The organism is Bacteroides sp. (assembly GCF_028690125.1).
Lineage (GTDB): Bacteria > Bacteroidota > Bacteroidia > Bacteroidales > Bacteroidaceae > Bacteroides.
This window is the reverse complement of the sequence record NZ_JAQVBV010000039.1, coordinates 26,078-47,835: the sequence shown is the minus strand read 5'-3', so window position 1 is coordinate 47,835 and position 21,758 is coordinate 26,078. Positions and strand designations below refer to the sequence as shown.

At 38.9% G+C, this 21,758-nt stretch carries 25 protein-coding genes and 1 pseudogene; 14 read left to right on the top strand and 12 right to left on the bottom strand.

Features of this window, described 5'->3' with window-relative positions; genetic code table 11:
• From PHO71_RS20305 to PHO71_RS20260, 10 genes are all read left to right on the top strand, one after another.
• On the top strand, positions 1-409 hold a 409-nt coding region (locus PHO71_RS20305), incomplete at its 5' end, for a tyrosine-protein kinase family protein (protein WP_367279917.1).
• The gene (locus PHO71_RS20300) at positions 399-1,109 is read left to right on the top strand and encodes a CpsB/CapC family capsule biosynthesis tyrosine phosphatase (RefSeq protein WP_300206856.1); all 711 of its coding nucleotides are present in this window, start codon (positions 399-401) and stop codon (positions 1,107-1,109) included. The genes PHO71_RS20305 and PHO71_RS20300, both read left to right, overlap by 11 nt.
• A gap of 293 nt (positions 1,110-1,402) precedes the next feature.
• Positions 1,403-1,708, top strand: a complete 306-nt coding sequence (locus PHO71_RS20295; RefSeq protein WP_300206854.1) for an HU family DNA-binding protein — start codon at positions 1,403-1,405, stop codon at positions 1,706-1,708.
• 128 nt (positions 1,709-1,836) lie between these two features.
• Positions 1,837-2,271: a DUF5675 family protein gene (locus PHO71_RS20290; protein ID WP_300206851.1), complete on the top strand. Its 435-nt coding sequence runs from the start codon at positions 1,837-1,839 to the stop codon at positions 2,269-2,271.
• Between the two features lie 2 nt (positions 2,272-2,273).
• On the top strand, positions 2,274-2,918 hold the full coding sequence (locus PHO71_RS20285) for a hypothetical protein (protein WP_300206849.1): 645 nt from the start codon (positions 2,274-2,276) through the stop codon (positions 2,916-2,918).
• Between the two features lie 558 nt (positions 2,919-3,476).
• Entirely contained in the window at positions 3,477-4,757 is a 1,281-nt protein-coding gene (locus PHO71_RS20280; RefSeq protein WP_300206847.1) for a phage terminase large subunit, read from the top strand.
• A gap of 9 nt (positions 4,758-4,766) precedes the next feature.
• A complete protein-coding gene (locus PHO71_RS20275) occupies positions 4,767-5,786 on the top strand; it encodes a hypothetical protein (protein WP_300206846.1) in 1,020 nt (339 codons plus the stop codon).
• Between the two features lie 309 nt (positions 5,787-6,095).
• Positions 6,096-6,866: an SLOG family protein gene (locus PHO71_RS20270; protein ID WP_300206844.1), complete on the top strand. Its 771-nt coding sequence runs from the start codon at positions 6,096-6,098 to the stop codon at positions 6,864-6,866.
• A 60-nt stretch (positions 6,867-6,926) separates the two neighbouring features.
• Positions 6,927-7,205 carry an HU family DNA-binding protein gene (locus PHO71_RS20265; protein ID WP_300206842.1) on the top strand — a complete coding sequence of 93 codons (279 nt, stop codon included), beginning with the start codon at positions 6,927-6,929 and terminating at the stop codon, positions 7,203-7,205.
• Positions 7,206-7,478: a hypothetical protein gene (locus PHO71_RS20260; protein WP_300206840.1), complete on the top strand. Its 273-nt coding sequence runs from the start codon at positions 7,206-7,208 to the stop codon at positions 7,476-7,478.
• Between the two features lie 51 nt (positions 7,479-7,529).
• On the opposite strand, the gene PHO71_RS20255 is transcribed toward PHO71_RS20260, so the two are convergent.
• From PHO71_RS20255 to PHO71_RS20240, 4 genes are all read right to left on the bottom strand, one after another.
• Positions 7,530-7,706: a histone H1 gene (locus PHO71_RS20255; protein ID WP_300206838.1), complete on the bottom strand. Its 177-nt coding sequence runs from the start codon at positions 7,704-7,706 to the stop codon at positions 7,530-7,532.
• Between the two features lie 53 nt (positions 7,707-7,759).
• The gene (locus tag PHO71_RS20250; RefSeq protein WP_300206835.1) at positions 7,760-9,040 is read right to left on the bottom strand and encodes a phage integrase SAM-like domain-containing protein; all 1,281 of its coding nucleotides are present in this window, start codon (positions 9,038-9,040) and stop codon (positions 7,760-7,762) included.
• Between the two features lie 271 nt (positions 9,041-9,311).
• Positions 9,312-9,566, bottom strand: coding sequence for a type B 50S ribosomal protein L31 (locus tag PHO71_RS20245; protein ID WP_300206833.1), 255 nt, complete (start codon positions 9,564-9,566; stop codon positions 9,312-9,314).
• 161 nt (positions 9,567-9,727) lie between these two features.
• On the bottom strand, positions 9,728-10,816 hold the full coding sequence (locus PHO71_RS20240) for a hypothetical protein (RefSeq protein WP_300206831.1): 1,089 nt from the start codon (positions 10,814-10,816) through the stop codon (positions 9,728-9,730).
• Positions 10,817-11,506: 690 nt separating this feature from the next.
• Between PHO71_RS20240 and PHO71_RS20235 the strand changes: the two genes are divergently transcribed.
• Complete coding sequence (locus tag PHO71_RS20235; protein WP_300206829.1) at positions 11,507-12,511, top strand: class II fructose-bisphosphate aldolase; 1,005 nt, start codon at positions 11,507-11,509, stop codon at positions 12,509-12,511.
• A gap of 57 nt (positions 12,512-12,568) precedes the next feature.
• Here PHO71_RS20235 and PHO71_RS20230 read toward each other — a convergent pair whose 3' ends face one another.
• The 7 genes from PHO71_RS20230 to PHO71_RS20200 all read right to left on the bottom strand — a co-directional run bounded on the left by PHO71_RS20230 (position 12,569) and on the right by PHO71_RS20200 (position 19,822).
• A complete protein-coding gene (locus PHO71_RS20230; protein WP_300206827.1) occupies positions 12,569-13,903 on the bottom strand; it encodes a tetratricopeptide repeat protein in 1,335 nt (444 codons plus the stop codon).
• Between the two features lie 196 nt (positions 13,904-14,099).
• A complete protein-coding gene (locus tag PHO71_RS20225) occupies positions 14,100-15,260 on the bottom strand; it encodes a sodium ion-translocating decarboxylase subunit beta (RefSeq protein ID WP_300206825.1) in 1,161 nt (386 codons plus the stop codon).
• A gap of 1 nt (position 15,261) precedes the next feature.
• Positions 15,262-15,699, bottom strand: coding sequence for a biotin/lipoyl-containing protein (locus PHO71_RS20220; protein WP_300206823.1), 438 nt, complete (start codon positions 15,697-15,699; stop codon positions 15,262-15,264).
• Between the two features lie 24 nt (positions 15,700-15,723).
• Entirely contained in the window at positions 15,724-16,644 is a 921-nt protein-coding gene (locus PHO71_RS20215) for an OadG family transporter subunit (RefSeq protein WP_300206821.1), read from the bottom strand.
• A gap of 21 nt (positions 16,645-16,665) precedes the next feature.
• On the bottom strand, positions 16,666-18,219 hold the full coding sequence (locus PHO71_RS20210) for an acyl-CoA carboxylase subunit beta (protein WP_300206819.1): 1,554 nt from the start codon (positions 18,217-18,219) through the stop codon (positions 16,666-16,668).
• A gap of 30 nt (positions 18,220-18,249) precedes the next feature.
• Positions 18,250-18,654 (bottom strand): methylmalonyl-CoA epimerase, encoded by a 405-nt coding sequence (mce, locus tag PHO71_RS20205; protein WP_300206816.1) that lies wholly within the window; start codon positions 18,652-18,654, stop codon positions 18,250-18,252.
• A 175-nt stretch (positions 18,655-18,829) separates the two neighbouring features.
• Complete coding sequence (locus PHO71_RS20200; protein WP_300206814.1) at positions 18,830-19,822, bottom strand: GNAT family N-acetyltransferase; 993 nt, start codon at positions 19,820-19,822, stop codon at positions 18,830-18,832.
• A 132-nt stretch (positions 19,823-19,954) separates the two neighbouring features.
• Between PHO71_RS20200 and PHO71_RS20195 the strand changes: the two genes are divergently transcribed.
• Positions 19,955-20,497 (top strand): carbonic anhydrase, encoded by a 543-nt coding sequence (locus tag PHO71_RS20195; RefSeq protein ID WP_300206812.1) that lies wholly within the window; start codon positions 19,955-19,957, stop codon positions 20,495-20,497.
• A gap of 15 nt (positions 20,498-20,512) precedes the next feature.
• On the opposite strand, the pseudogene PHO71_RS20190 reads toward PHO71_RS20195, so the two are convergent.
• Positions 20,513-20,699 (bottom strand): annotated as a pseudogene (locus tag PHO71_RS20190) (hypothetical protein).
• Between the two features lie 182 nt (positions 20,700-20,881).
• Here PHO71_RS20190 and PHO71_RS20185 point away from each other — a divergent pair.
• Positions 20,882-21,418, top strand: coding sequence for a nitroreductase family protein (locus tag PHO71_RS20185; protein WP_300206809.1), 537 nt, complete (start codon positions 20,882-20,884; stop codon positions 21,416-21,418).
• Positions 21,419-21,420: 2 nt separating this feature from the next.
• Complete coding sequence (locus PHO71_RS20180) at positions 21,421-21,756, top strand: hypothetical protein (RefSeq protein WP_300206807.1); 336 nt, start codon at positions 21,421-21,423, stop codon at positions 21,754-21,756.
• The last annotated feature ends 2 nt before the right edge of the window (positions 21,757-21,758 follow it).

Here is a 21,758-nt window from a genome sequence, read left to right as displayed (position 1 = left end):
CAGTTTGGATGTAATTTCATCGGGAGCCTTACCACCTAATCCGGCTGAATTACTTAAAACGGGAAAGCTTGAAGTATTGATAACAGAATTAAGAAAAAGGTATGATTACATCATTATAGATTCTGCACAATATGGATTGGTTACCGATACGAGCATAATTGCTAAATATGCGGACTTATCAATTCTTGTTGTACGCTCAGGAAGATTCGACAAACGACAATTATCTGCATTAGCTGAATTATACAAATCAGGGAATTTAAAGAATCTTAGCGTATTGCTTAATGCAATAGATATTAATAAGGTTGGCTACGGCTACGGCTACGGCTACGGCTACGGCTACGGCTACGGCTACGGCAATAAAGTTACAAAAAATTTGCGACATTACATAAGATTAGTACTTGGAATTTAATGATAATAAGATGTTTTTTGAGAGAAAAAAAAGATTGACTGACTCTGCTTTTTTCGATGGCTTCACTGATTATCATTGCCATATTCTTTTTGGAGTTGATGATGGACTAAAGGAATTGTCTGAAAGCCTGAAAACTCTTAGTTATTATGAATCATTAGGGGTAAAAAAAGTTTATCTTACCCCTCATGTAAACCTAACATATAATGATTGGAATATAATAGAGACTAATCTTAGTACTTTAAAAAATAGATATAAAGGCACTATTGAACTCCAGTTGGCCGCCGAATACCTACTCGATTCGGGGTTCGTAGTGCAAATAAAGCAAGGATTAAGGTGCATGGAAAATAACAGGGTACTTGTAGAGAGCTCTTACTTTAATAAATCTACCGGCTTTGATGAAACGTTGTTCCTGATTGCAAATGAAGGATATACGCCAATCATAGCTCATCCGGAAAGATATCTTTTTATGAACAGAGATAATTACCAAGAACTAAAAAATTGTGACTATCTATTTCAATTAAACTTATTATCATTGTCGGGTATATATGGGAGTCAAGTGAAACATCGTGCTCTGTATTTATTAGAAAAAAACATGTACGATTTAATAGGTAGTGACATGCATGATTTGGACATATTTAAAGACCATATACGTGAAATTAAATTGTCGAAAAAACAGTTTCAGAATTTAATGTCGATTTAAAAATGGTTTCATCAATCCATACGTAAAATGAATAGATTAGAACTCTTTAATACCTACGAATTGATGTTTCATGCTTTTGGTTATAAACTCATAGATGCTAAAATATTAATCGAATATCTATGTAATAACAAGTGTAATATTTTGAATTATGAAGAGGTTAGAACTTGTTATGGAGGCGATCCATTAAGATTTCACTACTTGATGTTTGAATTTGAACAATGCGGTTTGATAAAGGTTTTGAAACAAGATTGCTTTGGCCGAATTTTGGAATTTAGCTATAATAAAGGATGAACATGGATAAAAGATCTATTATCGCAGAAGTAGCAAAACACACCATTCTCAAAAAATGGGAAATAAACCTTCTTGTAGATCCTTTGTTGGAGACTATCATTAAGGCTTTGGAACGTGGTGAAGAAGTACATATTAATAACTTCGGAAAGTTTACACTCAAGTACCATAAACCCAAAGAGACGCTTCACCCCAAGACTCGTCAACGTATTCAAATCCCGGAAAAAGTTTCTATCGTTTTCACTCAGACTCGAATGTTCAAACCAACGGACGAAGCCATAGAGGCATTACGAAAGCAAGCCGACAAATAAACATAGCCTACATACTACTATTTAAGCAGAGACATCACAAGTGCCTCTGCTTTTTGTTTTTATGCGTAATTCAAACTTCAACAATAGTATAACCCTATTCTTCGAGTGTAATTCAAAAACATTCGAAGATGAAACTATTACTGAAACGAAAATTCAAAGGAGAGACCTATACGATAGGTGATCTCTATATTGATGGTGTGTGGTTCTGCAATACACTGGAAGACACTGTACGCATACTACCTTTACCTTGCCCCGATACACCACAGGGTATTGGTTGCCGCTGTAAGGAAAAGGTTTATGCACGGACAGCTATTCCTTGCGGTACATATAAAATCACGATGGCTCACAGCCCTCGATTCAAACGGGTGTTGCCGTATCTGCACGATGTGCCTCACTTCTTGGGCGTACTTATTCATAGCGGCAATACGGATGCTGATTCGGCAGGATGCATTCTCGTGGGACGAAATACCATTAAGGGGAAAGTTACAGAATCTCGTGTAACTTCTGACCGCCTCAATGCGATACTTGGTAAAGAGAAGAATATCACCATAGAGATTGAGTAGCTATGAATGTGTATATCCTTAAAGACCCCAACGACCTTACAGTAAGGTATGTGGGGTTAACTTCTAAATCCCCTTTACATAGGATGCGTATGCACATCAAAGATGCCAAAACTAAGCTAAGGCAAGAGCGAAATCTAAACACTAAAGAAGAGTGGCTGTTGCGTTTGATTGCGATTAATCAAAGTCCAATAGTTGTGTGTCTTGCTAAGCAAGTGAGTAAAGAGGTTGGCATTCAGGTTGAAAAGAACATCATTGCCATCTATGGTCGCCAATGCGATGGTGGAACACTTTATAATGTACAACGAGGTGGCTCCTATGAGAGTGACAAAGCTACTCCGTGGAATCGAGGGTTGAGTGGCTGTTATACTGAGAACTACATGTACAACATGAAGATTAATCAGAGTAATAGAAAGGATATTTTTCGATTCGATAAAAATGGCAACCTTATTGACTCGTGGCAAAGTATTAGAACAATGTGCTCTACATTGAACTTCGACAGAAGAACAGTACAACGATGTTTGGAGAAACGCAAGCATTACAATTCGCACAAAGGGTATATGTTTACTTATTCGCCAAATGATGTCCCTGTGTATATCAACCACTCTTGCTCAAACCAAATGAAGCAACACTATGGGAAAACTTCGTAAACTAAGGGCTCCCGAAAACCTGCACATCGATTTCACCCCCTCACCCAAGCAATACGAGCTCTGGAAGCTGCTGCAACCGGAGTGCCCAAAGTGCGGGGGCGTCATCCAACAGCAGTTGATAGGCTACGATGCCAACAAAAATCCTCAGTACAAACCATTCTGTTACCAGTGTGGCAACTCTAATATTCCGCAACTGATTTTGGGTGGCGGAGCAGCCGGTAAACGACACCACTGCCGGCCTGTGCAGTAATGCACTGACAATAAATCTCTTTAACTGCTGGGAACTCTGACCGTGTTATGGCGAAGACAATCAGCAACCAAGCCGGATAAACGGAAGGCTCAACGACTATCCCTGCGGGGAGTACGGCCAAGCGGTCGGAAACGGGAGACTCCTTAGAAATAAGGATGAAGATATAGTCTACTCCTTATGGAAACATAAGGCTGCGGAAGCGATTATCAAGTAGCGATTGATAATGAATTTGTTAGGGTGGAAAAAGTTTTGTTTCAAGCGTTTGGCTGGTGAGTAGTTGTATCCGATTTCCGGAGATTCGAGCAATTGTGGCTCGTAAGACATTGAAGTCTTTGAAAGAGTCCACGTGGAATACGATACGTGCTGTCATCAAGCGTTGGGGGCTGATAGAAGATGTTCATTACAGGGTGAATAACCTTGCCGGAACACTGACCTTTTGGAACGATTCTATCATCTTGATGTTAGAGATGGCCGACTTGCCATCTGACCCGAATTTTGAACGGTTCGGTTCGATGGAAGCGACGATCTGCGCAGTCGATGAGGTGTCGGAGATTGGTCAGAAAGCCATAGAAGTGTTGTTCTCCCGTTTGCGTTGGCGTACTCACGAGACGTTTATGGTCTCTAAAATGCTACTCACTACAAACCCAACTACCAACTGGGTACGTAGTCGCTTTGTGCAGGACGACAATGGCGATAAGGTGGAAACACGAGAAGGAGAATATTACATTCCTTTCAGTGTGTTTGATAATCCCGATATCGGGTTTCGTCAGACATACGAGGCGGCTCTGAATAAGATTTCAGACCAAGCTACCAAGGAACGTCTGCTATATGGTAACTGGGATTTTGTGGAGGCCAACGATATGGCAATCTACAATCGCTTTGATGGAGCGAAGCATCTTATCTCAGGACTGAAAGAGCGTGCGTATGACCCGACCAAACCGCTCATCACGGTATGGGACTTTAACGTGGCTCCCCAGATGTCGGTTCTGTCGGCTCAGATAGACTACGAAAACAAGAAGGTCTATGTACTGGAAGAGATACTTGGAAAGCCGCAGGACAAGGAGAATAATACTCCGGCGTTGTCTCGCAGAGTTCAACAGAAACTCTATCGAGAGAAACATATCGGGGGTGTGGATGTGACGGGCGATCCATCAGGACTGCAACGCTCGACAACTACCGAAGATGGCATCAATAACTATACGGTGATTCTTGATACGTTCGGTAAAGGTGTTCTCAGACCAAAGTTGAAGCTGCTGAGAAAGCAACCACCACAAGTAACGAGATGTGAATTTGTAAATGAACTATTCACGGGCTACAACGGCTGGACGATTGAGATAGACCTGAAATGCCGAAAGCTGACCGAAGACTTGATTTACCAACTAAAAAACGAAGACGGCACCAAGTGTAAGCAGAAAGTAACAGACCCAAAGACTGGTGTAAAGTATGAGAAGTACGGTCACTTGTCGGATTGTTTAGACTATCTGCTTTGTTACTATCTCAGGGATAGCTGGTATAAGTTCAAGAGTGGAGATAGCAACGGAAGTATCATTGCGACCACTCCCGCAGTATATGATGGATTTAACTATTAAAAGACGAATATGTACAGACGATTTCTAAATGATAATGATTACTTGGGCGTGATTACCGTCGATGCCCTTGCGCAAATGACACGAGGCAATTCCGATCGGTTTGCTCAGGCAGAGGAATCAGCTGAGATGAGCATCATCGAAAATCTCAGCGAGAATTACGAGATAGAAAAAGAGCTCAGTAAGGGGAAATATATTGCCGAGCACGATCGGCGGATTACCTTCCCTGTGGGTGCGTTCATCTATCTGGAAGGGCGAATATATGAGGTTATTCGTTCGATAAGTGGCTACAAAGTACCTTCAACATTGATGTATTGGGAAGAATATGTATCGTTGAATCCCGAAGAAAAGCCTATCACACAATATTCCCAGTTCGGTACATATTATGAGGGCGATATTGCGATGTACAACGATGTGGCATATATCTGTAAAGCCGACAATGGTTATAAATTCGGCGATATCCGCATTCCGATGGTGGTAGCTTGGATGGAGAAAGAGACCGCCGAATGGTTACCGATTGAGTATAACCTTTGGGAGGTCGTATCGTTCAACGGAGCATTCTATACATTGACCACACTGGACGAATTTGATAATAATATCAACCCGTTTGACTCTCCTTGTTGGGGTGCTATTGCCGACTATGACCCGGCTTACAACAATTATGAGCTGGAGAGTCACGAGTATGTGGTCTATGGGGACAAAGTATTCTATCCGGGAATGGACGTAAATGCCGATGTGCCTATCGTTGGGCACAACATAGCCTTGAACGACCCTCGCAATTACAACCTCAAAAAACATATGGTGCGACTGGCAATCTATGAACTCACGAAGTTGATCGCTCCAAACAATGTAAGTACGGTACGGTTGAAAGACCATGAGGAGTCGATGAAGTGGCTGAATGATGCTTCGAAGTTGCGACTCAATCCTCAGATACCCCGAAAACTGGCGGAGGATAACAAACCAGTGACGGATTGGCAACTATCGACTTTTCAGACCGATTACGACCCCTACAAAAATCCGTGGCTGACGTAATTATCTGATAACTCGACGATAAATCAGAAAATTTGATTAACTTTGTACTTCAATAGAAGAGAAAATACCTATGTAGAATATTCATTAAAACATATCGTTTGCTGTTTAAACCTCCCAGAAGCGACCAAGAATTGAGAGAAATAAAATAGCAACAAGACATTAAGCGGCACGAGCTAATATAGCACGGGGCTGGCTTGTGTCTTGTAGGTTGCTTGGTCGCACCTTGGGAGGTCTTGTCGGTTTCCGTGCTTCTTTTTATGGTGTGCGGTTTAACGACAGCTAAATTTAACCAAGCACCCCAATAATTTTATGGATATTATTAAAGAAAAGACAGTGTCTTTCACTGGAAATCGCACACTCACAACATCAGACAATCAGCCTGATGCAAACCTTGAAAACGTAATACGAACAGAACTTTCTCTTTGTCTTGAGGATTGCTATCGAGAAGGAAAGACAAATTTTATCTCAGGAATGGCAATCGGCTGGGATATGCTTTGTGCCGAAGAGGTGCTGAAACTTCGAGAGCAGCACTCGGATATACGCCTGATAATAGCTATTCCGTTTCAAGGACAGGAACTTCTATATAACGAGAAGGATAAGCACCGTTACAAAGCTATTTTTGAGGCTGCCGACCATAAAGAGTTTATCACAGATGGTGATTACGACAAAGATGCCTATCACAAACGCAATGACTGGATGATAGCTGGTAGCAGTGAGATTATCGCATACGATAGCGGCAGACCTCGTAGCGGCACTGCTTCAACCGTAAGGAAAGCACGGCTTTCTGGAGTGGAAGTTCTCAATATTTATGACGAATTGAAAAATTATTTCACCATATCTCATTTTGCAAAACGGTATTTACAGAGATTTCCATTTGTTACAAGCTTCCGTTATGGACGTGAAGGATTGTTGTTTTGCGGCAATCAACAGTTTATCCCAGTGCCATTTACAAACATCAAGGGAATAGAAATATCCGGTGAATATTTAGTGTTTACACTGGCAAACGATATTACATACAGAGCGTCTATTTATTCCGATGAATGCTTCGTGGATTTCAACAAAACTACGGCTCAGGCATAGCTCGGCTTTTTGTTATTCAGTTAGTTGTGCTATATTTGCACCATATTAAAAGCATAAACTATGACTAAAGCAGACATCATTAGCGAAATAGCTAAATCGACCGGAGTAGACAAGACTACGGTTGCCTCAGTAATCGAAGGCTTTATGGAGAGCGTAAAAGGCTCTATGGCTTCGGGTGAGAACGTTTACCTGAGAGGCTTCGGAACGTTCCTGATTAAACGACGTGCCGAAAAAGTGGCGCGCAACATCTCCAAGAATACAACGATTACCATTCCGGCTCACAACATTCCGGCATTCAAACCTGCTAAGGAGTTTCAGAAAGCAGTGAAAGGAGAGTAATTGAATAATATCACGAAATATAATCTGAAAGCGACACTAATATCCCTGCTCTGTCTGATATTGGTGTTTTGTGTATTGGCATATCTGAACGCTCCTCAGAGTGACACATTCCTGTTTAGTTCCATCAATCCGTGGAGCTTTCTGCAAGGGATGACTTTTGCTTTGGGGTTTGGATTGGGTTTTCCGATATGGCTTTCAGCCATCACAATCGGACTATTTTCGTTTTTATTATTTGTCGCCTTTCTCTGGATTGCACGGAAGCTAATAAAATAACAAAAGGACATCGATTGATGTCCTTTCTTGTTCTTGGATATATTCCGAGCCTTATTTCTTAGACTCTTCCAATGATACTTTGCGAAACTCTTTCATAGTCTTTTCAATCTCCAAAGAAGACTTGCGAGCACGAGTTCCTGCTGCCTTATTTCCGTTTTCTGCCTGAGCTACCGCATCATTTTTGAAAGCCGTAAAAGCGGCTTCGAGCTTTTCAATTAGTTCTTTCATTTTTCTTATAATGTTAGTTTATACATATTTGAAGACAAAGATAATCAGAATTCTTAGATTATTGTTACTACCTGATTGTCTGTTTCTTTTTGGCTGGTATTTTTAAAGTAGTGTTTAAATATTGTTTGAGGACTATTCCCCGCCATTTCTGCCACAATAGCAGGATGTACATTCTCAGCAATCATAGTTGTAATAAATGTACCTCTGGCGGAATACCAAGTTATCTTTTCGTTATACTTAATCTCTTTTGATAATTTGCTCAAAGTAGCATTTACCTTTGTTCGGATCTTATTCATTCGGCTTCTTTTCTTTGACTCTGTTGTGTGTCTGAAAGTAAAAATAGGCAGAACATAGTTCCCAAAGCATTTAACTTTGTATTTTTCCGCTATAGCTCTTGCTTTAGGGTGAAAAATAATAGAAGCTCTTTTGGGAAATTTTGTTCGCTCATAACTCAATCGCCCATCTTTATCGATGCAGTCCCACGTTAAATAGCAAACATCAACATTTGCCATACCTCCTGTGTAGAAACTAAATAGGAATAAGTCAATGTGAAATTGTTCTAAGCGTGAAAATACACTTTTATCAAAATCCTCAATCTTCCTTATAATATCCAAGGGTATTGTCTTTGGCTCAAACTTTTTAGGTTTCATCTTTTGTTGGACACGTTGAAAAATTGTCAGGTCAGCATCAGGGACACCTAAATTCTTTGCATAATAAACAAGACCTCTCAGAACTTTCAAATTGCCATACAGGTTACCTTCATTACCTCGTTCTGCACCACGCTTTTGAATAAAGAAACTAAAATCATCCGCAAACTCTTCAGTGATGTCGTTGAAATAGAAAGAGGATAGTGCACGACCATATTTTTGAAGAGTAAATTCTTCCATTACACGTCTCGAACATCTATATCTCCGGGCTGTACTTGCGCTTGTCAAAACAGCACCGTTTTTGATTCGTTCGCGATTACGGAGTTTATCGTCGAGTATATCAAACATCTGACAAACAGAAATAACTTTTGTGGCTTGACGTTTTTTATCAACGTTATCGAAGCAGTGCGACCATTGCACGGGAGCCCATTGTTTTCCCTCTGCTTCCCAGTCCTCCGCTACTTTAAGATACTTGGTTTTGAATTCAATTAGATTTTTGTTTTTCTCGGAAGCTTCAACACCTTTGGTCTTGAATTGCTGAGTCTGATTATCCCAATCTTTAATGGGACCTGTGATGTTTAGAGCCTTAGTGACTCTCGCATAGCCGGTTTTGAAGAATACGGCTTCAAGCTTCACCAACTGAGGTGTTTTAGGGTTTTCTTTCCCTTTGATGTTAATTGTAAACATAGCGTACAAGTTTAATTGTTATACATTTCTTTTTCGACAATTCAAGGCCCGAAACCGGACTACATGAACCACTACATCCGAATAGTGTCTTTTGCCAAAAAAAGGTTATTTTTGCCTTGAGATTGACCTCTTTAGCTCTAACCCTGTATGATTAAATTAAACTAATACGCTATGTTACTGCTGTTTACGATATACTTACTATGTATATCTCAAAAAGGGGCTGCCTCCCGATTGGAACACACCCTATTTTTCATCTTAAAGAAAGATTAGATTATTTCTTTTTACGGTCACCGTAACGGCTCATGAACTTATCAACACGACCAGCTGTATCCACCAGTGTAGATTTACCAGTGTAGAAAGGGTGAGAAGTGTTTGAAATTTCAATCTTCAGCAACGGATAAGTTTCACCTTCGAATTCGATGGTTTCCTTAGATGCTACAGTTGATTTAGACAAAAACATATCACCGTTTGACATATCTTTGAATACTACCGGACGGTATGATTCTGGATGAAGACCTTTTTTCATTTCAGTATCTATTTTTAAAATTATTATATTTGGTTACTATTTTGGTAAAAAATAGTGTAATGGTCATTTTCAGTGCGCAAAGATAAAGCTTTTCTGTGAAATAGAAAAAGGTTTTGCGAAAAAACTTTGGCTAATAACTTTATGACTTTGAATTGAGAATGCTATAAGAATGAATTTATATTATATCGCTTTACTCCTCCATCTTCTAAAATTGCATAAATGTGACCTTTTCTAGAATCCAATGCTATGTAATAAATAGATTCTGGAATGATTAGACTATGGTGATGTTTACCGTTCCAGTCATAAATTTCCAAATAAGATTTATACTTTTCTTCAAAAAGTGAAGTGTTACTTTGTCCTTTATTACTTAGTAAGATAATTCGGTCATCGGTAGCTAAGCAATCTTGGTAGTAGCTTTGGTCTTCCATTTGGCTTACAATCTTATCAATGTTTGTTTTTTCTCCATCAGGAAAGATCTGTAACAATTCTCCTGTTTTAAGGTCGGTAATACTAATTATATTTAGAAAAGAGCCAGCGAAACAAATTTTTGTTTGCTTGGGATGCAATGCTGTTCGTCCGGAATATAGCAAAAAATAGTTTGATGAAGGTAAATTAGTGTATTGGAAGGATTTTATCTCCTTCTTTTGCTTTATATCGTACAAAGTGCCAAATATATTGTAATTATTGCAGTCTTTTATTCTTTGAGGAGCTCTATTGAATAGTATGGTATCATTGTTAATCCTATAAGCAATATTTGAACTGAGCATGATGTCATGATTTGAACCTGTTTCATAGGAGTCTCGGCTATCAAATACTGCTTTTCCTTCTTTGAGGGATTGCTCCAAATTTAGAATGGCAATAAAAGTTGGATAAGATTGTATGAGTATTTTGCATCCATCATTTTCTTTCCATACTTGAGTAAAATTAGACCATATTGCTACTTCGTTTGGACCTCCACCTTTGTTTAGAAAACAGCCTAAAAATGTAGTATCATTGAGACTATAAACATGAATTAAATTTTTGTCTTTATGTTGAGCAATTAAAAGGAAGGTATCGACAATACAAATTCCTGTGGGATACAGAGCGTTATAAAGCATAGTATCTCCTTCTAATGCACTTTTCGTTGTGGGAATTGCTTCTATATAGTCGGTTGTTTTATTCTGACTATTTATACCTCTCTGATTATTTTTTCTGCAAGAAGTTGAAAATAGAATAAAACAAGTAATACATAAATATAATGAGAATTTCATAAAGTTCATTTTACCATTCACGAATACATTGTAAACACTCACGAGCCCCCACGGTGTTGTAAGTAATCTGCTATCTACCGTTCCGCATTCAACTAAACCGCCAACTACAGAAGAACCACCTGCACATGAAGTATAATAATCAGGTTTATACTTATCTGTGAAAAATTATAACAGTTCTTCTTTACTCATTCACGGCATCGATAATCTTCTGGTGAACCAGCTAATGCTTCAATATGGGCTAATGTTAAATCAGAAATGAGTAGAGGATTTTAAAAATGGTATTTACAGTAACATCCAAGGATTACTATGGTGAAAATAGCCATGAGAATTGTGTGTCTTTTCATAAGTACATTTTTTTTTATAAGTAAATAGATACAATTATTTTTTATCTATAATTATATTGTACAAATATAATAAAAGAATATATCATAAAAAATAGTTTTTGTTGTTTTATTATGATATATTTTTAATTTCCTATGATTTACTGAAGGCTGGAGTGGAAAATATTAGGGATACGAATTAGTTTGTAAGGTAGACATTACAAAAAGTATTTTTCCGTTTTCTTCCTGCCATATTCTATATTTATTTAACTCATTTCGACTATATTTTCTTTTCCAGCGTTCGTTATTAACAGGATAATGCTTACTTTTGCATAGAATTTTTATTCACTAACAATAAATTTTAAACAAAATGGTAAATTACAAAGACTTAGGCTTGGTAAACACTAAAGAAATGTTTGCTAAAGCTATTAAAGGCGGATATGCTATTCCGGCTTTCAACTTCAACAATATGGAACAGATGCAGGCTATCGTAAAGGCTGCTGTTGAAACTAAGTCTCCCGTGATTCTTCAGGTATCTAAAGGTGCTCGTCAATATGCTAATGCTACTCTATTGCGTTACATGGCTCAGGGTGCTGTAGAATACGCAAAAGAATTAGGTTGTGCTCATCCTGAAATAGTTCTTCATCTTGACCACGGAGATACTTTCGAAACTTGTAAATCTTGTATCGACTCTGGTTTCTCTTCAGTAATGATTGACGGTTCTCACTTGCCTTACGAAGAAAACGTAGCTTTGACTAAGAAAGTTGTAGAATATGCACATCAGTTCGATGTAACAGTAGAAGGTGAACTTGGCGTATTGGCTGGTGTAGAAGATGAAGTTTCTGCTGAACACCATACATATACTGACCCTGAAGAAGTAATTGATTTCGCTACTCGTACAGGTTGCGATTCATTGGCTATCTCAATCGGTACTTCTCACGGTGCATACAAATTTACTCCGGAGCAATGTCATATTGATCCTGCTACAGGTGTTATGGTTCCTCCTCCATTGGCGTTCGAAGTTTTGGATGCTGTTATGGAAAAACTTCCGGGATTCCCTATCGTTCTGCACGGTTCTTCTTCTGTACCTCAGGAAGAAGTTGCAACAATCAATAAATTTGGTGGTAACTTGAAAGCTGCTATTGGTATTCCTGAAGAGTGGTTACGTAAAGCTGCTACTTCTGCAGTTTGCAAGATCAACATCGACTCAGACTCTCGTTTGGCTATGACTGCTGCTATCCGTCAGACATTCGCTGAAAAACCAGCTGAATTCGACCCACGTAAGTATCTTGGTCCGGCTCGTGACAATATGGAAAAACTGTACAAGCACAAAATCATCAATGTGTTAGGCTCAGACAATAAATTGGCTAAGTAATCAGAATTTTCTATTATAAAGAAAGGCTGCAATCTTTAAATAGGCTGCAGCCTTTTCTTATTTGTTTCCGGTAGACATGGGCTTTCCGTTTTGGAAAAAATCTTCTATCTTTTGTTTGTTTTGGAGGTCTTTCAACCAGTTGGCAGCGGCATTGTAATAACTGGCTTCTCCCAATATACGACCTTCCTGCACATATTCTTCCGTTTGATTTTCTTTCTCATTCTTGGGATGTGTTTTTAGAAATGCTTCCAAATATCGTTCCGTATTCTTTTTGTCTTTTAGATTATGAAAGTATATATAGGCTATGTCATATAATAATTTGTGGTTCTCTTTATCATATTTCTGATAGCGTTCTTTAATGGACCCTATTTGTTCTTTGTACATTTGTGACATTTTGTAGCAATCTGCCATTCCGATATAAAGCCGTGACATCATGCTATCTTTGGGTATGGCCAGATTAATTGCTTTTTCCAAATGTTCTACTCCCTGTTTTTTCCATGATGTTTTGGCACAGGCACGTCCCAAATAATAAAGTAGGTCAATGTTTTCCGGTTCGTATCTATAGGCTACTTCCAAAGCGTCATGGGCCTCATAATACTTCTCGACTGCATAGTAACTAATTCCCAAGTAAAAACAAGTGAAGTAAGCATTATCTCCTTGACTGACGAGATATTTATAACGCCGGATAGCATTGGGATAATCTTTCTTTAAACAATAAGCTAAAGCATTTAGCCGATTGATAGCAATATTTGTAGTATCAATTTGGCGGTATTTCTCTGTTACTTCAAGGGCTTTATCATAAGAAGAATCGGTCACATAAAGGGCACCTAACTTTGCTGCCGATAAATAGTCGAGTGGGTATTTGTCTTGAATATGACGGTAACAATCTATCGCAGATGAAATTTGTTTCATTCCTTCATAACATTGTGCCTGTAGGTGTAAGACAGTAGCAGAACTGTCAGTTTCTGTCATCACATTACTTTCTTTTAATGCTTTCTGATATTTCTCTTGAGACAAAAGTAGAGTGATGTATTGAATGTGTGCATATTTGTTTTTAGGAGCTAGGCGGATTGCTTGCTCATAGTATTTTAGTGCTTGATTGTATTGAGCAAGTTTTCGGCAACAATCTGCTGCTTCGATAAATCCACAAGTGTTGGTGGTGTCACTATATATCACTTCCTGATAAGTAGAGAGGGCTTCTCTATTTAATCCTAATCCTCGTAAGGCTTTTCCTTTTTGCAAGAGTAGTGGAACGGTCTGCTCCTTTTGATCAATGAGGGTAAGGGCTGTTTCATAATCATAATTGGCCATTGCCTCCTGGATACGATCCATATGCTGTGCTTTTAGTAGGGCACTAAAACAGAGAAATAATAGAAGAAGAGTGTGTTTCATAAATGATTATTTTAATTAATTGTTTATGCAAATGCAAGTTACTAAAATAATAGTATTTACGAAATAATCGTAGAAGTTTTTAGATAGATTAACGTGATAAGAAAGGATAAATAAAGTTATTTGAATGTGTAAAGTGGTAAAAAGAAAGCCTCTTTCAAAGTTGAGAGAGGCTTTCTTTTATAAAATAATAAATGGTTTACATTAAGAATCCAAGCAAGATACCGGCAGCAACTGCTGAACCAATTACACCAGCTACATTTGGCCCCATAGCGTGCATCAATAAATAGTTGGTTGGATCATATTCCAAACCGACTATCTGTGAAATTCGTGCAGAGTCGGGAACAGCAGATACACCTGCGTTACCGATCAACGGATTGATCTTGTTATCTTTCTTCAAGAAGACATTAAAGATCTTAACGAATAACACTCCCGAAGCAGTAGCAATGATGAATGACAATGCACCGAGTGCAAAAATCTTAATAGAGTCCAGAGTTAGAAATTCTGATGCCTGTGTAGAAGCACCTACGGTCAAACCTAACAAGATAGTGATTGTATCAATCAGCGGACCGCTTGCAGTATTAGCAAGACGGCGAGTTACACCACTTTCTTTCAATAAGTTACCAAAGAACAACATACCTAATAAAGGCAAACCTGAGGGAACCAGGAAGCAAGTTAGCAACAAACCGATGATTGGGAAAATCACCTTTTCTGTATGCGAAACGGCACGAGGAGGTTTCATACGGATCAAACGTTCGTGTTTCGTGGTGAACAGACGCATGATAGGTGGTTGTATCACCGGTACTAACGCCATATAAGAATAGGCGGACACAGCAATCGCTCCCATCAGGTTAGGTGCTAGTTTGGACGAAAGGAAGATTGCCGTTGGACCATCAGCTCCCCCGATGATACCAATAGCACCCGCTTGCATCGGATCGAATCCCATTTCCAGTGCAATCATGTAAGCACCAAAGATACCAAACTGCGCAGCTGCACCAATTAACATCAATTTCGGATTGGAGATCAATGCCGAGAAATCTGTCATGGCACCGATACCCAGAAATATGAGTGGTGGATACCAACCGGATGTTACTCCCTGATATAATATATTCAAGACAGAACCTTCTTCATAAATACCGACTTTTAGTCCGGCTTCCATGTTGAAGGGAATATTACCAATTAAAATACCGAATCCAATAGGAATTAGCAACATTGGCTCAAACTCCTTGGCTACGGCCAGATAGATAAAGAACAAACCTACCAGAATCATGACGATATGTCCTAGGGTTGCGTTCGCAAATCCCGTATAAGTCCAGAAGTCAGCTAGGTTGTTTCCTAAAAAGTTAATAAAATCTCCCATATCACTCAATAATTACGAGGTCATTACCTTCAAGAACAGAATCTCCCTTATTTACGTTGATAGCGGTGATCTTACCATCTTTATCAGCGTTAATGTTATTTTCCATTTTCATGGCTTCCAGGATGATAATAGTCTGTCCTTTTTTTACTGTGTCACCTACATTTACTTTAATGTCGAGGATCACACCGGGAAGTGGAGACTTAACACCTGATTTGCCAGTGGAAGCAGTAGCCGGTTTAACTACTTGTGTAGTAGGAGCCGCAGGAGTAGTTGCTACTGGACGAACAACCGGTTTCACTACAGTCTGTTTCGCAGGTTGGTGTTCCATTTCTACTTTATAAGGAGTACCGTTCACTTCTACATGAGCGATATTATCTTCAATATCTCCAATCGTTACTTTATATAAGTTACCATTGATTTTATATTTGTATTCTTTCATCGTTTTATCTTTTTATTGAGTGACTTACTTTTTGTTAGGAGTTTCACGCAGTGTATAAATCTTCGAACTCCATGGTGAATAGCTACGTTTTACACGAGTGATGGTTAGTACAGTTTCTTCTACGTCGTGTACATCATTTTGCATTTCGTGTAAAGCCATAGAAATAGCTGCATAAACTTCACCTGGAGCTTGGGTTAATTCCTTCGCTTCGTGTTTGTTGATGCCTTTAGCTTTCATCGCATTGCGTTTGCTCAGATTAACAGAAATCTTACCAACAATTTTGAAAGAAACATAAAGAAGAATCAAACCGATGAATACGACGCTCATAGCAGAAATTGACATACCAATACCAACAGCATCATGCTCTTCGAATTTCTCCATTTTTGCATTACTGTTGATCGTTTTGTTATTGGTACTTGGAGTCACATACTTGTCGGGAGATCCACCTTTTACTTCCCATTGGTTGGCAGCGTCGCTAACACGTGCATACGATTGGTCAGCAGAGAGAGTTCCTGCAGGAACTACAATCTGGTCAATCAACTTACGACCTGAATCGAATAAGCCGATCCAGTTGTCAGTCTGTGCATTCAATTTGAAGTTGGTGTGGAATGTTCCACGGTTAGGTTCGCCGTCTGCCCAAAAAAGAGCGTGTTGGCGTGGCTTTACCAGAGTTAGCACATCACCTTTAGGGATAAAGTATGTAGCAGTATCCCCAGGTTGATTGCTTACTTTCAGCAACCAGCCAGCCAGATCGGCACTACCATATGATCTGTTGAATATTTCAATCCATGCACTGTGTACTCCGTAGTCGTCCTGATAGCTATTTTGATTATCAATCAGTACTTCATTTAATACCAGTTTATTGTTCGATTTCTGTTCCTGGCAAGAGCACAAACCAATCAACATCAACAAGGAAAGGAATATTCCGATTTTGGTTTTATTCATAATCGTTTTTCTTTTTAATGTTTACAATGGAATATTACCATGCTTCTTGGAAGGATTGGCTAATTTCTTAGTCTGCAACTGTTGCAGTGCACGGATAATACGGAAACGAGTGTTACGCGGTTCGATCACATCATCAATATAACCATATTTAGCTGCATTATAAGGATTAGCAAATAATTTCGTGTATTCTGCTTCTTTTTCTGCAAGGAACTGAGCCGGATTTTCCTGCTCTTTGGCTTCTCTTGCATAAAGAACTTCTACAGCACCGGCACCACCCATCACGGCGATCTCAGCTGTAGGCCATGCATAGTTCATATCACCGCGAAGTTGTTTACAGCTCATTACAATGTGTGAGCCACCATAAGACTTACGTAATGTGATAGTTACTTTAGGTACAGTAGCTTCTCCATATGCATACAACAATTTAGCACCATGCAGGATTACACCGTTATATTCCTGTCCTGTTCCCGGAAGGAATCCCGGTACGTCTACCAAAGATACGATAGGAATGTTGAATGCATCGCAGAAACGAACGAAACGCGCAGCTTTGCGGGAAGCATTGCTGTCGAGTACACCAGCCAGATATTTTGGCTGGTTGGCAACTATACCAACAGACTGTCCGTTGAAACGTGCAAAGCCGATGATAATATTTTTAGCGTAATCTTTCTGAACTTCAAGGAATTCGCCATTATCGACAATAGCACCGATAATTTCATACATATCGTATGGCTTGTTCGGATTGTCAGGAATAATTTCGTTCAATGAATCTTCCAGACGATCGATAGGGTCTATACAATCAATATAAGGAGGTTCTTCTAGATTGTTCTGAGGAATGTAACCCAGTAATTTGCGGATTAGAGCCAAACCTTCCTCTTCGGTAGTAGCTGTAAAATGGGTAACACCCGATTTCGTAGAGTGAACACTTGCGCCACCTAAATTTTCCTGAGATACATCTTCACCTGTTACAGTCTTTACAACTTTCGGTCCGGTAAGGAACATATAAGAAGTCCCTTCCATCATTAAAGTGAAGTCAGTCAGTGCCGGAGAATAAACCGCACCACCGGCACAAGGACCGAATATACCGGAAATCTGAGGTATTACACCGGAAGAAAGAATATTACGTTGGAAAATTTCTGCAAATCCGGCTAATGCATTGATACCTTCCTGAATACGTGCGCCACCTGAATCGTTGATACCGATACAAGGAGCACCCATTTTCATAGCTTGGTCCATAATTTTGCAGATTTTCTGTGCCATAGTTTCCGATAATGAACCGGCAGAAACAGTAAAGTCCTGTGCGAAGATATATACCAGACGACCTTCAATTGTTCCGCAACCGGTTACAACGCCATCACCCGGATAATGTTTTTTTTCCATGCCGAAGTTTGTACATCTATGTTCTACGAACATATCCATTTCTTCGAAGCTACCTTCGTCCAACAACATGGCTATACGTTCACGTGCTGTGTATTTACCTTTTTCATGTTGTTTGGCTATTGCTTTTTCACCACCTCCAATACGCGCTATGGCGCGGCGTTCAATAAGCTCTTTAATTTTGTCAAGTTGATTACTCATGAGTTCTTGTAGTTTTTTAGAGTTTATAGATTAGTGTTCGCAGAGTTCTGTCAGTACCCCCAAAGTCGATTTCGGGTGAAGGAAAGCGATATTTAATCCTTCTGCACCTTTACGGGGAGCTTTGTCAATCAGGCGGATTTCTTTGCCTTCTGCTTCTGCCAAAGCACCAGCCACGCCGTCTTCTACTGCGAATGCAACATGGTGCACACCCACTCCTTTGTTTTCAATGAATTTAGCAATCGTGCTTTCAGGGCAAGTTGGTTCCAATAACTCGATTTTTGTTTCACCTACTTTTAAGAAAGCGGTTCTTACTTTTTGGTCTTCAACTGTCTCAATATTGTAACATTTTAGACCTAATACATTTTCGTAGTAAGGAAGGGCCTCTTCGATGCTTTTTACAGCAATGCCCAGATGCTCAATGTGTGAAATCTTCATAACGAATTTATTTTAAATTGGTTTTAAATCAGTTTTTGCATAGCATAAAACAAGCACAAAGAAAGACATTTCTTACCTAATAAAGAAATTTTTCAGCATTTTATTATTGGAGGATAAAGGATTCAAAGTGATAAGATTGGAAGATAGAGGAGATTTTGTAATCCTGAGATTGCATTTATACATAGAATTTAACTACTAGCTCATTAAGCCAAGGCCAATTGATGCGAAACCAACGGCGGGTACTGCTTTGTTTGCCGCCAAAGCGGAGCACAAAATCACGATAACCATGTTTGCGGAAAGGAAGTCCTACATCCATAAATTCCATATGTCGGAAACCACGTTCATGCGCATCTTCTAATGCCTTCCATACAGCTATTATACCCGGATATTGTAGTGCATAAGTTTTCCGCATTCCTCCAGAAAACCAGAGATAGGCATTATCCCCCGAATAGATGCAGACAGCTCCTCCAATAATTTTTTCCTTATATTTAACAATAAATATTTTGCCTTGCTTCCCTTTGATAAGCAAATTGTTCATGTGGCTGAAAAAATCTTTATTCGGAAAATAGCGGCGTATGCGGGATGAGTATATTTTATGTAGCATATGTGAGAATTCTTTTATTTCTTCTACAGCATGAGCTTCTTTCACTATGGCTCCGTTGTGAAGTCCTTTTTTAACCTGACGAATACGAGATGGGCTGAATTTGTCTTCTACCCTTTTCATGCTGTGAAGAGAGTTCCGAACTCGCAGCCAATTGACAGGAAAGAATCCATTACTTCGGAAGAAACGGTATCCGAACATCGAATTTTCCAAGTTTCTAAATTCGATGAGGAGGCAAGTGCGGGATGCTTCTTGGGTTAGGTGTTCTAAAATCTCTCCGAAAATTTCTTCTTCCTCGTTTGAATATGAAGGTTCAATCAATAATTCACCAGAACCATATACAACGCATTGCTTTGTTAGAGAGGAGGGAAGCCACTTTCTGGTTTTACGAATGGCTGCCAGCAGACGTGCTACAGGTCTATCGTCCAAGGTTGCTACAATCAGTAGAGGTACATATCCGGGAGTTGCTTCATATATTTGAAACAACTCTTTCGAATGAAATGTGTTTTTCCCCGGTAAATCGGGAATATCCTTTCCGCGATAATATGTAGTTAATTTAAGTGGCATATAAGTACAAATTTACACTTTTTATTTGTCTTTCAACAAAAAGTAGAATATTTTTGTTGAAAATGTCATAAATGAAAAAGATATTTTTCATTATCTTTGTGTGTCTACTAACTTTTAAATACAGATTAATTTATGATTGAAGAAATGTTAGCCTACAATAAACAGTTTGTAGAAAATGAGGGATATAAGGAATATATTACTAATAAGTACCCTGATAAAAAGATAGCAATTCTTTCTTGTATGGACACTCGGCTGACAGCATTGCTACCTGCTGCATTGGGTATAAAGAATGGAGATGTGAAAATGATTAAGAATGCAGGAGGTGTTATTTCGCATCCATTTGGTAGTGTTATTCGTAGTTTATTAGTGGCTATCTATGAACTGGGAGTAGAAGAGATTATGGTGATTGCCCACTCCGACTGCGGTGCTTGTCATATGCATAGTGAAGAAATGGTACAGAAAATGGAAGCACGTGGAGTCAATGCTGATTATATTGATATGATGCGATTTTGTGGTGTCGATTTTCATTCATGGCTGGATGGCTTTGAAGATACAGAAAAATCAGTGCACGGTACAGTCGATTTCATAATCCGTCACCCTTTGATTCCTTCGGATGTGAAAGTGTACGGTTTTATTATTGATTCTACCACTGGTAAATTGTCCAGAATTATTTGATTCTATCAAATAATATCATAAATTTTGATATAATAAGTAAGGCAGCTCATTTGGGGTTGCCTTTATTTTTTTGCGGTTATATACTTTCTTTGATGGTGTCTCTCTTATGACAAATGAGATGTCCATACATCTTAATTTCGGCCTCACGGCTTGCTTTGCGATTTGCTTTAATGTAATCGTCTTGCGTAATTCGTTTTCTCATAATCAATATAATATTTTACAATGCAAAAATACAATTTATTCTCTATTTTAGAGACTTTTTCTATTTTTTGGTCGATGACTTTTACCTTAGCTATAAGAAATGAAAAACAGAGTTTTATTTCTTATTCCGCTTAGTTTACACTATCTTTGCATACATTAATTATTATGTAATCGCAAAACGATATGGAAAAATTCAGTGAGTTGATAAAGAATCGTCGCAGTATCCGCAAGTTTACTGAAGAAGAACTGACTCAGGATCAGGTAGTAACTTTGATGAAAGCAGCTTTGATGGCGCCTACTTCCAAACGCAGTAATAGTTGGCAATTTGTTGTAGTAGATGATAAAGAGATATTGAAAGAATTATCACATTGTAAAGAGCAGGCTTCTAGCTTTATCGCAGATGCAGCTTTGGCAATTGTTGTGATGGCAGACCCATTGGCAAGTGACGTTTGGATTGAAGATACTGCTATTGCTTCTATTATTATTCAATTACAGGCAGAAGATTTAGGACTGGGTAGTTGTTGGGTACAGGTTCGTGAGCGTTTTACTGCGACCGGAATGCCTTCGGATGAATTTATTCATGGTATTCTTGATATTCCTTTGCAACTTCAAATACTTTCTGTAGTAGCTATTGGTCATAAGGGAATGGAACGGAAGCCTTTTAACGAAGAACATTTGCAATGGGAAAAAATTCATATCAATAAGTTTGGAGGAAAATAAGAATGGCTACTGCAAAAGCAAATAATCACAAGGATACTTACAAAGCAACTGCTGTTTCTCTGATTGTAATCGGAGTGCTTTTTTTGATAGACAAGTTGATTCATTTCGCTTCTATCGGATTGCCTTGGGTGATGAATAAAGACAATTTATTGTTATATGCTTCTATTTGTTTTCTGATATTCAAACGGGACAAGTCGGTAGGATTTGTACTTTTGGCGCTTTGGCTAGTTATGAATATTGGTTTAGTGATGTCATTGCTCGGTTCCTTGTCCGGTTATTTATTGCCATTGGCGTTACTGGTTATAGGAGGTATTTTGTTGTTTGTTTCGAGACGATAATA